This is a genomic window from Nonomuraea sp. NPDC051941 (genome assembly GCF_044593615.1).
In genome coordinates this window covers 47,814-58,933 of the sequence record NZ_JBIUCF010000059.1, presented here as the reverse complement: position 1 = coordinate 58,933, position 11,120 = coordinate 47,814, and the positions used below count along the sequence as shown (strand labels likewise).

8 protein-coding genes are annotated in these 11,120 nt (G+C 72.5%); 4 read left to right on the top strand and 4 right to left on the bottom strand.

From position 1 onward, the window contains the following. The coding region (locus tag ACIHFD_RS57700; RefSeq protein ID WP_397374174.1) for a tetratricopeptide repeat protein at positions 1 to 2,474 on the bottom strand (2,474 nt) is incomplete at its 3' end. After that, on the bottom strand, positions 2,461 to 3,042 hold the full coding sequence (locus tag ACIHFD_RS57695) for a hypothetical protein (RefSeq protein ID WP_397374173.1): 582 nt from the start codon (positions 3,040 to 3,042) through the stop codon (positions 2,461 to 2,463). The genes ACIHFD_RS57700 and ACIHFD_RS57695, both read right to left, overlap by 14 nt. Positions 3,043 to 3,277: 235 nt before the next feature. On the opposite strand from ACIHFD_RS57695, the gene ACIHFD_RS57690 reads away from it, so the two are divergent. The 3 genes from ACIHFD_RS57690 to ACIHFD_RS57680 all read left to right on the top strand — a co-directional run bounded on the left by ACIHFD_RS57690 (position 3,278) and on the right by ACIHFD_RS57680 (position 5,332). Then, positions 3,278 to 3,499 carry a hypothetical protein gene (locus ACIHFD_RS57690; protein WP_397374172.1) on the top strand — a complete coding sequence of 74 codons (222 nt, stop codon included), beginning with the start codon at positions 3,278 to 3,280 and terminating at the stop codon, positions 3,497 to 3,499. Between the two features lie 127 nt (positions 3,500 to 3,626). Then, positions 3,627 to 4,676, top strand: a complete 1,050-nt coding sequence (locus ACIHFD_RS57685) for a recombinase family protein (protein WP_397374171.1) — start codon at positions 3,627 to 3,629, stop codon at positions 4,674 to 4,676. Between the two features lie 23 nt (positions 4,677 to 4,699). Continuing rightward, entirely contained in the window at positions 4,700 to 5,332 is a 633-nt protein-coding gene (locus ACIHFD_RS57680; protein WP_397374170.1) for a hypothetical protein, read from the top strand. Positions 5,333 to 5,520: 188 nt separating this feature from the next. Here the strand turns inward: ACIHFD_RS57680 and ACIHFD_RS57675 are convergent, their stop codons facing one another. Continuing rightward, entirely contained in the window at positions 5,521 to 6,273 is a 753-nt protein-coding gene (locus tag ACIHFD_RS57675) for a GNAT family N-acetyltransferase (protein WP_397374169.1), read from the bottom strand. 345 nt (positions 6,274 to 6,618) lie between these two features. Between ACIHFD_RS57675 and mobF the strand changes: the two genes are divergently transcribed. After that, positions 6,619 to 10,767, top strand: coding sequence for a MobF family relaxase (gene mobF, locus ACIHFD_RS57670; RefSeq protein ID WP_397374168.1), 4,149 nt, complete (start codon positions 6,619 to 6,621; stop codon positions 10,765 to 10,767). A 53-nt stretch (positions 10,768 to 10,820) separates the two neighbouring features. Here the strand turns inward: mobF and ACIHFD_RS57665 are convergent, their stop codons facing one another. Further along, a complete protein-coding gene (locus ACIHFD_RS57665; RefSeq protein WP_397374167.1) occupies positions 10,821 to 11,090 on the bottom strand; it encodes a hypothetical protein in 270 nt (89 codons plus the stop codon). Positions 11,091 to 11,120: the final 30 nt, after the last annotated feature.

The window sequence follows — 11,120 nt, the reverse complement described above, 5'->3', positions numbered from 1 at the left end:
GAGGCCAGGGTGTCGGGGTGGTCGGGGCCCAGCACTCGCTCCCGATTGGCCAAGGTCTGCTCATGCAGGGGGATGGCCCGGCCCAGATCCCCCGCCGACTCATAGGCATTGGCGAGGTTGTCGCGGGAGGCCAGGGTGTCGGGGTGGTCGGGGCCCAGCACTCGCTCCCGATTGGCCAAGGTCTGCTCATGCAGGGGGATGGCCCGGCCCAGATCCCCCGCCGCCTTGTAGACGCCGGCGAGGTTGTCGCGGGAGGCCAGGGTGTCGGGGTGGTCGGGGCCCAGCACCCGCTCCCGGTCGGCCAGCGTGGCCTCGAACAGCGGGATGGCCCGGCCCAGATCCCCCGCCTCATAGTAGGCGCCGGTCAGGTTGTTGCGGGAGGTCAGGGTGTGGGGGTGGTCGGGGCCCAGCACCCGCTCCCGGTCGGCCAGCGTGGCCTGGTGCAGCGGGATGGCCCGGCCCAGATCTCCCGCCGCCAGGTAGGCGCCGGCGAGGTTGTTGCGGGACGTCAGGGTGTGGGGGTGGTCGGGGCCCAGCACCCGCTCGTGGTCGGCGAGCGTCTGCTCGTACAGAGGGATAGCGCGACCCAGATCCCCCGCCGCCTCGTAGGCATAAGCGAGGTTGCCACGGGAGGCCAGGATGTCGAGATGGTCGCCGCCCAGCACCCGTTCGCTGTCGGCCAGCGTCTGCTCGAACAGCGGGATGGCCCGGCTCAGATCCCCCGCTGCCTCGTAGGCGTAGGCGAGGCTACTGCGGGAGGTCAGGGTGTGGGGGTGGTCGGGGCCCAGCACCCGCTCGAAGTCGGCGAGCGTCGCCTCATACAGCGGGATGGCCCGGCCCAGATCCCCCGCCGCCTCGTAGGCGTGAGCAAGGTTGTGGCGGGAGGCCAGAGTGTGGGGGTGGTCGGGGCCCAGCACCCGCTCGGAGTCGGCGAGGGTAGCCTCCAATAGCGGGGCGGCCCGGCCCAGATCCCCCGCCGCCTCGTAGGCGTGAGCAAGGTTGTGGCGGGAGGCCAGAGTGTCGGGGTGGTCGGGGCCCAGCACCCGCTCCCGGTCGGCCAGCGTGAGCTCGTACAGGGGAATAGCGCGAGTGAGGTCGGCCAGGTCGTTCAGGTACTGGCCGCACGCGTGGCGCAGGCTCAGCAAGCCGGCGGACAGGCCGTCACCCGTGGAAGTCCACCGGTAGACCGTGTCGGTCTGCTCGATCAGCATCTCGACCGCGGCCCGGGCGGCCCACGTCGCCGCGCCATCGGGCAGAGCGCTGTTGAAAGCGTGCAGGAGGTCGACGGCTTGGCTCAGCGCGCTGTCCAGATTGCCGTGGTGGGCGGCGCGTTCGCGGAGCACGCGTTGCACGAGCCGGTGCATCAAGATCGAGGCATCGTCCTTGCTGAAGGTGATCAGTGAGGTGTCGGCCAGGTCGGCGAGCAACTCCCGGACGCGCACGGCCTCAATGCTCATGCTGGCGGTAAGGGCGTGCAGGACGGTCAGGGGGATGCCGGCCGGGGACAACACCGACAGCAACGGCAGCAATGCGGCGGCGTCCGGGACGGTGGTCTCCGCCTGGGTGATCGACAGCAAGATCGCCTCGGCGGCGCCGACCGGGTAGGGATCACCAGCCTGGGCAGGGAGATAATCGGCCACGGGAAAGTCGCGCAGCAGGGCCCGGTAGTCAGCGTAGGACAGCCGCAGCCGGGCGATCACCGTGGCGGCCTGGTCGAGGGCCAGCGGCAGATGCCCGAGGTCGTCTGCCAGGTCGGCGGCGCCGGCGGTGTCGTCCAGGTTGGTGCGCCGGTGCAGGAAGGCGGCCGCCTGTTTAGGGGTGAATACCTCAACCTCGACCGGCTCGAACAGGCGCAGGAACGCGCGGTTGCGGGTAGTGATGAGCACCCGGGCGGCGCCGGTTGCCGGGCACCAGGCGCGCACGGTGGTCACGTCGGTGGCGTTGTCGAACACCAGTAGTGCTGGCCGCTCGGTGGTGGCCAGCCAGGCCTTGGCCCGGGCGGCGGCGGCGGCCGCGTCGTCATCGGCGTGATGCTCGCCAAGTCGCTGAGCCAAGGCGGCCAGCCCGGCGTGGATCTGCTCGGCGGTCTCGGCGGCGATCCAGGCCACCACCGGCCAGCGCGCCGCCTGGCAGGCCCAGGCGTAGGAGGCGGCCAGCATGCTCTTGCCTACCCCGGGCGTGCCGCCCACCGCGCAGATCACCGCCGTCCCACGACTACCGTCGTCCTCGTCACCGCTGTGGCCCGGGGCTTGGTCACCGAGCAGCTCTGCGAGCCGCTGCAACAACTGCGGACGCGGTTGAAAGGCAGGCGGGCGTTGCGGGATGTCGCCTTCGACGATCTGGCCCGGCTCCGGCGTGGGCGGGTAATGGTGGTGCTCGTGCTGGTGATATTCGGCGCCGACGGCCTTGCTGATGACGTTGTGGTGGAAGTCGATGTGGTCGCCCGCCCCGGGGCCGCCTTCAGCACCGCTCATCGTCATCTCCATCCGGCGGGGCGGGCTCGGGGCCGCTCACCTGCTTGCCGACGACCTTGCCAGTGAAGATGTTGTGGTGGAACTCGAGGTGATCGCCGCCGTACGCGCCGCCGCCGGCCTGCCCCCGTCCCTGGCCCGAGGCCTGCGCCCGCGGTTGTACATTCCGGGCGCCGTCACCGGTCGAGACGATGCCGGAGTTGTCGCCGCCGATAGCGATCGACCGCTCGCCTTCGGCCGCCACCTGAGTCGCCTTCTGCTCAGCGGTCGCCGTCTCAGGCAGGGCGATGCCGGCGGCCGGGGTGCGGTCGGCGCGTGTCTGCGCGCGCAATGCCACCACCGCGACCACGAGCCCGGCCGCGCCCAGCAGCATGCCAGTGAACATGCCGATCACGCTGGCCCGTTGATCCAGGGTGGACAGCAGTTCCGGGGGCAGATGCAGCGGATCGGCGAAGAACCACAGCAGCCCCGCCACCAGCGAGGCCACCAACACCACGAGCGCGATGATCGCCATGCCGCGCCACAGCCGCGACCCTGGCGCGCGTTCCGCCTCGAGCGTCGTCTTCGACATGCCTCCAGAGTGCTCCCCAACCGGCGCGAGCGGGACCGAAAGTAGCGAAGGCGTTACCTGCCATCACGACAGTGCAAAACGGTCGTTTACGGGACGGCCGTGCAGAGGACTCCGGACATCGGCGTTTCCGCAGAAACGCGCGTCCCGAAACTTGTCCCGAAAGCCTCCCCGGGACTCTTGTGTTTCGGGACGGTTTTCGGGACAGTGAGTAAGCCCACCGAAGAGAGGCCAGCTCATGAAGATCAACCAGATCCGCGACATCGCCCGCTGCTACGACGACGGCGGCACGGTCGAGAGCTGGGACGTCATCACCGACGACGGCCCCGCGACCGTCCACGCCACCCTCGCCGCGGCGGTCCAGATCGAAGGCGTCGGGGTCCCGATCGAGATCACCCCCACGCCGGAGTTCCTGGCCACCCTGCGCGAGTGGCAGGCGGCGGGCATCGGCACCGACTGACCGCGAGGGCGGCGGGCCCTCGGGGCGCCCGCCGCCTCCTCCTGTCGCTGTCCGAAGTCGTCTGCACGGATGTCCGAACTCCCGTGCACGGGAACGTCCCGGCACAACAGATCGTGAACGGAGCATCATGACCGAGACGGCGGAGCGCCGGGGGCTCGCGAACGCGATCCGCGTCGGCTACGCCCGGATCTCCACCCGCGCCCAGGACCACGCGGCGCAGCTGGAGTTGCTGGGCGGTGCCGACTGCCGCGAGATCGTCGAGGAGACCATCTCGACCCGTCGCGCCGAGCGGCCCAAGCTCACCGCGACGTTGAACGGCATGAAGGCGGGCGACACGCTGGTCATCACCAAGCCCGACCGGGTGGCCCGCAGCGTGAAGGAGCTGCTGGTCTTCCTGGAAGACGAGCTGGCGCCGCGCGGCATCAACCTGCACATCCTGAGCGGCATCTGCGCCGGCATCCACCGGCCGAACGGGCAGACGATGGGGGACAAGATGCTGTTCCTGGTCGCCGCGATGGCCGCCGAGATGGAGCGCGACCTGATCCAAGAGCGGACCCTGGACGGCCTGGCCGCCGCCCGCGCCGCCGGCCGTACGGGAGGCCGCCCGGTCAAGGTGAGCGACGACGTGCTCGCCGCCGCCCGTGCTCGCCGCGCGCGCGGCCAGTCGGTCACGCAGATCGCCCGAGAGCTCGGCGTGGGGCGCAGCACGCTGTACCGGGCGCTCGAAGACGACGACCCCGCTCTTGACGCAAACGCCATGACGGCGGCCGCCGCCGACCACGACGTGGACCAGGACCCCGACGACGACCAGCCCGCCGTCCCGGCCACGGCAACGAGCTCGCCGAGCCCGGCGCCGGAGCCCGCCGGCGACGACGACGTCGCGCGGCCGTGGACCTCCGAGGCCGACCCGGCCCGGCGGCCGTCCTGGTACACCGACGCCGAGCTCGACGCCGTCCAGGTCGTGGCGACCGGCCGCGGTGACGGCGTCTACCGCGTCATCATCGCCGGTGAGCTGCTGGGCACCGTCGGCCCAGCCCGCCATGGATGGAAGGCCCGCCGCCGTAGCGGCACCGAGGTCACGCGCACCCCGGGCATGCGGCGAACCCGCAACCAAGCCGTCGTGGAACTGGTCGCCGACACCGAGTTCTCCTGGAAGATCCACCACGACGCACTGTGACGATCGAACCGAAGGAACCCGACATGACGTCCACCGTGCGCAGCGTGCTGCTGCCGGACCTCGACATCGACATCACCCACGCCATGAACGAGCTGGAGGAGCTGCTGCTGACCTACGCCAGCTACGAGTACACCGGCGACGTCGAGCCCGGCGAGCTGCCCGCCCCGCTCGCCCACCGCGCCGCGCTGGAGGCCCTGCAGCGGCTATCGGAGGCGATCACGCCCACCCAGGGCGAGCGCGCCGTCAAGGCCGGCACCACCGGCCGCCTGCTGGCCCCGGGCGGCAGCTACGAGCTCGTGCCCCTGCGCCTGGTCGAGGTCGAGGCGGCCGACGTCGACACCCTCGCCGCGGCCGCCCGGGTACTCGGAGACCCGCACGCCCGCCAGGCCGTACGCGACGGCCTGGAGGACGGCCGCGCCGACCTGCCCGCCGGCGAACTGGTCAAGCGCGCCGCCCAGCTGGCCGGGCTGCTGGACCTGGCCGACACCGACGACACCACGATGCTCCGCGAGCGCCTGGCCGCCGCCGGCCCCGCCGACGACGTCGTGCTCACCGGCGCCGAAGAGGACGCCTACCGGCGCACCGTCGACCGGCTCAACGCCATGTGGGCGCTCGGCGACCCGCTCGCCCGCTTCATCTACGATGGCCGCCGCTGACCCCCGGGTACGGGCCCGACGGCTCCCCCTGAGCAAGGGCGGCCTGAAGGACCCCGAGAGCCCCCGGCCCCCTTGGAACTGCGAGGGGGCCGGGGGCTCTCTTCGTGCCGGGTTCCCCTGGAAGGGGAGGGTTTCTGGACTTCCTGGACAGGTCCACGCGCACGCGCGCGGGAGGCAGATGACAGTGCTCAGCCGGGCAGTTGCCGGCGGTGGAAGATCCGCTCGTCCGCGCCAGGGACCGCGTTGGCATGGATGCCCAAGACGACCCACAAGTCGATGGGTTCGCCGGGTTGCTGGACCTCGAATCCGGAGCGGCGGTAGAAGGCGTCCAGGCCCGGGGTGGGCGGCATCTGTCCGTACAGCAGCATGTACCCGCAGTGGAAGTAGATCTGCTTGCAGCGTTTTAGCAGAGCGGCGCCGACGCCTTGGCCGCGGGCGTGCTCGGCGACCGCGACGGCTTTGATCTTTGTCAAGGTCACGCTGGCCAGCATGGTCGTCTGCTGTCCGCTCTGTTCGGACAGGGAGATGAGGCCGCTGCGGACAAGTTCGGTGACGAGATTGCCGGGTGGGTAGGCGAGCAGGGTGCCGACGACCCCCTGATCGCGGTGGTCGGCTACCAGCACCAGCGAGGCGTGCAGATAGGCGCTCACCACGCCGCCGGTGGCGAACTCGATCGCCATGTGTCGCTGGAAATCGAGCTGTCCCTGGCGGATGCCCGTCCGCAGGCCGGCGCCGCTGGAGCCGTCGCGGACCGCCTCCGCCAGGGCGTCGTCGAGCTGTACCCCGGCCAGCGGGGCAAGCTCAGCGATGGCGGGCAGGTCGGCCGGGATGGCTTGCCGCACCCGGATGCGCGCGGGGCCCGCCCATCCCTCGGTGAGCGTGCGTTCGGTCAACTGCCCACCGGCCGCTGCTGCCCGTCGCAGGCGCCTGCCTTTGCTCATGGGCGCGTGATCCTTCCGATCGACGAAGGCGTGCAGGTCGCCTGCCCGCGCTCAATCTCCAAGTCTCATCGACCGTTTCGGGATGCGCTATCGGTATGCGCGCGCGGGCGCGCCCAGAGTGCTCGAACCCCAGAGCCAAGATCTCTAAGAAGGATCCCTGCATCCCATCAAGCCCACTCAGCAACACCCCCAAATCCATTCACTGACTCACATTGTTAGAACTTTCGACTCATAAGTGTCACTATTGAAGTGAAAGCCATGATCAAAGTAAGAACCCACGTATGGCTACGCGCATACAAGGAGCGAGAAAGCCGCAGATCACGGGCGCGTTCGGGGGTGGTCCGGGTGGCATGGGTGACGGTGCTCGGTCCGGACCGGACGCAGATCGACTACCGGCTGAGTGAGGGCGCCGGCTGCGATCAGGTGAGCTACCGGCTGGCCGACGGCCAGGCTCCCGGTGAGGCCGCGCCGGCGATTGCCGAACAGGAGGCGGGGCGCGGCCTGACGTGGATCGGGGCCGGCCTTGCCGAGCTGGGGCTGGCGGAGAAGGGGATCGCGGCAGGCCTGCCGTTGACCGCCGAGCATCACAAGGCCGCCCGGGCGCTGATGGACGGCTGCCACCCGGGCACCGGCGAGCGGCTGGTCGAGCCGAAGAAGGCGAGTCACCCGCTGTCGCGTCTGGCCGCGATCCCGTTGCTGCAGGCGCTGCAGCAGGCCGCCGACGAGCGCGAGGTCACCGTGGAGACTCTGGTGTCCGGGGTGAAGTGGGCGGTCAAACGCGCGGGCAGGCTGGCGCGCGGGGTCGAGCGTGAGGGCGCGGCCCACCAGATCCCGATCGGGGACGCCGAGCGGCTGGCGGCCGCCGCTGGCCTGGACCTGGACCTGGACGCGCTGTATGACCCGGACCGGCTGGAAGCCGCCCGCGCTCACCGCGACGCTCGGGTGCAGGTCGGCAATCGCGGCTACGACGTGACCTTGGATCTGCCGAAAAGTGTGAGCGTGTTGTATGGGCTGGCCGATCCCGCGTTAGCCCAGGGGATCGAGGACGCCTTCGCCCGGGCCGTGGCCGACACGGTGGCCGCCATCGAACAGTGGGCCGGGTACGGCATCCGCGGCCAGAAGGGCGACGGCAAGCTCGGCAGGCGGGTGGAGGGGACGGGCCAGATCGGGTGGATCATGTGGCACCGATCGGCCCGGCCGACTGGCGGGCAGGTCGGCGACCCGCATCTGCACGCCCACGTCGTGCTCGCGAACATGACGCGCTGCGTCGACGGCACGTGGGGTGTGTTCGGCGACGGCAGCCGTGATCTGTACCGGCATGACAAGGCCGCCGGCACCTTGGTGCAGGCCCGGTTGCGGCGCCTGCTCACCGAGCGGTACGGCCTGGCCTGGACGCGGGACCCGCACACCGGCGCGTGGGAGATCGTCGGCGTTGGCGCCGAGCTGCGGGAGCTGTACTCCAAGCGCGGCGGCCAGGCCGCCGCCGAGTTGCTCGGCGCGATGGGCCTGGACGATGTCGCCACGGCGAGCACCGCCCAGCGCAAGGTGGCCGGCGCCCGGACCTGGGAGGCCAAGAACAGCGCCCCGGCCGCGCCGGTGGATACCCGGGCGTCCTGGCGCGCGCAGGCCCGCGCCGCTGGCTACGACCCGGCCGCCGTGACCGCCGCCTGTCTGGGCGCCGCCCAGGGCTTAGCGGAGCGGCCCAGCCCGGCCGCGATCGCCGCGTGGATCTGGCGGCCCGACGATGGACTGACCGGCCACACCAAAATCGTCTCCCGGTCCGACGTGCTTGCCGAAGTGATCGATGCGCTGCCGGACGGCGTCGCGAGCCTGGCCGACGCCGACGCGCTCACCGACCAGGTCCTCAAGCACGGCCCCGTGATACAGCTGGCGACGCCCGCCAGCGCCGCCACGTTGACCAACGGCCAGTGCTACACCTCCAGCGACATCATCGACGCCGAACAGCAGGCGCTGGCCTTGACGCGCGCCGAGTACGGCGCGGGCCTGGCCCTGGTGGACGCGGCGGCCGCCGAGCTCGCGCTGGGCGCGTTCGAGGCCGGCGCCGGGATCGCCCTGTCGGACTCCCAGCGCCAGGTGCTGGAACGCCTGGTGGGCGGCGGCCACGGCGTGGAGGCGGTCATCGGCGTGCCCGGCGCGGGCAAAACCATGATCATGGCGGCGGCCCGGTCGGCGTGGGAGAGCCGCGGCCTGGTCGTGGCCGGCGCCGCCACCGCCGCGGTGGCGGCCATGGGCTTGGCCGCCGAGTCCGGCATCGCCTCCGACACGATCGCCACCTGGCTGCTGCGCATCAAGAGCGGGCCCGGCCTGAACGGCGTCGACGTCCTGGTCGTCGATGAGGCCGCGATCGTCGATGACCGGCAGCTGACCGTGCTGCTGACCGAGGCTCAGCGCACGGCCACGAAGGTGGTGCTGATCGGCGACCCGGTCCAGCTGCGGGCGATCGGCGTCGGCGGGCTGTTCGCCGCGATCCACCGCCAGGTCGACGGCCTGGTGCTGGGCGAGAACCGGCGCCAGCGTGACGCCGGCGAGCGGGCCGCCCTGGCGCTGTGGCGGGGCGGGAAGCGTGAGCAGGCGCTGCGCACCTGGGGTCAGGCCGGGCGGGTGCATGCCGGGCGCGGCGCGGACGACACCATGGCGGCGATGCTGGCCGACTGGCAGCAGGCCCGCCAGGCCTACCAGGGGGACGTGCACGCCGAGCTGGCGAACGTGGCGCTGCTGGCCGCCAGCAACGCCGACGTCGACCGGCTCAACGCCGCGGCGCGGGCGGTGCGCCGCGCCGCCGGCGAGATCACCGGCCCCGACGTGCGCTACCGCCAACCCGGCGGCCGCAGCATCGCTCTGGCGGTCGGCGACCACGTGCGCGTGCACACCAACGACTACCGGGCCCGGCGCGGTCAGGGTGCCAACGTGCTCAACGGCTACCGCGGCCGCGTGATGGCGATCGACGAGCGGCGGCGGGTGCTGGTCGAATGGCGCGCCCCGTACGCGGACGGGCCGCGCGTGGAGCAGGAATGGATCACCCCCGGCTACGTCGCCGCCGGCGGGTTGGGCCACGGCACCGCCCTGACAGTCGCCTCCGCCCAAGGCGCCACTGTGGACCGGGCGCTCGTCTACGGCCACGGCCTGGACCCGCACAGCCTGTATGCCGCGATGTCCCGGGACCGGGAGACGGCCCGCCTGTATCTGCCGCGCGAGCTGCTGGAGAGCGACGCCGACAGGGCCCGGCTCGGCGAGCCCGACAACCACGCCATCGAGCTGCAGCGTGCGCTGGCCGCCTACGCCGCCACCCTGCGCGGCGATCGCGCCGACCGCCTGGTGACCGCCGAGCCCGAGCCGATCGCCCGCCAGCACACCGAACGGGAGCGCGCCGCCCAGCTCACCTCGCCATCGACGCGCGCTCCGCGGACAGTCGAGCAGCTGACCGGCCGGGCCCGCGACCCGGACCGCCACGACGCCGAGCGCACTGCAGAGCCGTCGACGGCCGCCGGCCCGGCCGACGCCGGTGACGACGGCCTGCGCCAGGCCCAACGGGACCTGCAGGACGCCGAACGCGAGGCGAAGGCCGCCGTCCAGCGCGCCAGCGCCCTGCTGACCCTGACCCGGCAGCCGCACGGGGTGGGCCTGCTGTCCGACGCCCAGCTGGCCGCCCGCATGAAGCCGCTCACCCAGCACGCCACGGCGGCGGCCCTCACGTTCGCGGCCGCCGAACAGGAGGCCCAGCACTACGCCCGCGACGGCGGCGGCCTCACCGAACGGGCGCTGCAGCAGATGTGGGCCCGGCTCACCGAACAGGTCCGCCAGATCGACGCCGCCGAGCACGCCGCCCACCGCCTGCAGCAGGCCCGCCAGAACGTCCTCGACGACCGTGAACAGCTCCGCCAGCTGCGCGAGCGCGAGGCTGATCTCCAGCGCGAGCTGGACGGGCTGGGCCGGCTGCGCCCCTCCCACCGGGCCCGCCGCCGCGAACTGGACGCGACTCTGCCCCGCCTCCGCGAGGACCTGGCCGCCGTGCGCGAGCACCTGGCGCCCGTCCTGAAGGAAGGCCCCGCCCTAGAGCGGGCCGCCCAGCAGGCCGCCGCCGCAGCGCCGCCCCGGGCGGCCTGGCCGCTGGTGCGGCGCCAGCACCACGACCTCGAACGCGACCTGGCCACGGTCCAGCGCGCTGCCCGGGCCCGCGACGTCGACGACGCCACCTACCGCGCCGGCCGCGCCCGCCATACCCACGAGGTCGCCCAGCAAGAGCTGGCCGCCCTCCGCGGAGAGCGCGAGCGCCGCGCCGTCCTGCCGCCCGACCGGCGCGAGCTCGAACGCGCCGCCCGCGCCGAGCACGCCCGACGCCAGCGCGCGGCCGCCGCCCGGACCGACGACCCCACCCGCCCCACACCTGGGCTGCGGCGCGAGCACGAGCGCCGCCAGGCCTACCGGCCGCCACCCGACCGCGGCGTCGACCGCGGTCCCGGGCTGAGCCGCTGACCCGCCCGGACCCCGCCGGCTACGCCGACGGGCGGCGGGGACCCGGGGATGGGTCAGCGCATGCTTTCGGCCATCAGCTGGTCGATACGGTCCGGATCGGTTCCGGTGGCGGCGGCGATCAGCGGCACCAGGCCGCTTGCCGCGGCGATGTGTTGCCCGGCGAGCGGGCCGATGCTCACGTGCGGGGCGTCGGCGACCGGGTCGTCAGGCAGGTCGTTGCGCCACAGCTGCGCCCACCAGCTGCCGGTGCCCTCATCCCAGCCCCACACGCTGCGGTTCTCCCAGCCTTGCAGAAGAAACCCGAAGGGCCCAGAACGTCTCATGCTCGTCTCCCCTCGCCCGTCACGCTTTCG

Excerpts from the sequence above, each read along its gene's own strand:
- ACIHFD_RS57665 (WP_397374167.1), bottom strand. The coding sequence starts at position 11,090 with ATGAGACGTTCTGGGCCCTTCGGGTTTCTTCTGCAAGGCTGGGAGAAC.
- ACIHFD_RS57680 (WP_397374170.1), top strand. The coding sequence starts at position 4,700 with ATGACGTCCACCGTGCGCAGCGTGCTGCTGCCGGACCTCGACATCGAC.
- ACIHFD_RS57675 (WP_397374169.1), bottom strand. The coding sequence starts at position 6,273 with ATGAGCAAAGGCAGGCGCCTGCGACGGGCAGCAGCGGCCGGTGGGCAG.
- ACIHFD_RS57695 (WP_397374173.1), bottom strand. The coding sequence starts at position 3,042 with ATGTCGAAGACGACGCTCGAGGCGGAACGCGCGCCAGGGTCGCGGCTG.
- ACIHFD_RS57690 (WP_397374172.1), top strand. The coding sequence starts at position 3,278 with ATGAAGATCAACCAGATCCGCGACATCGCCCGCTGCTACGACGACGGC.
- ACIHFD_RS57685 (WP_397374171.1), top strand. The coding sequence starts at position 3,627 with ATGACCGAGACGGCGGAGCGCCGGGGGCTCGCGAACGCGATCCGCGTC.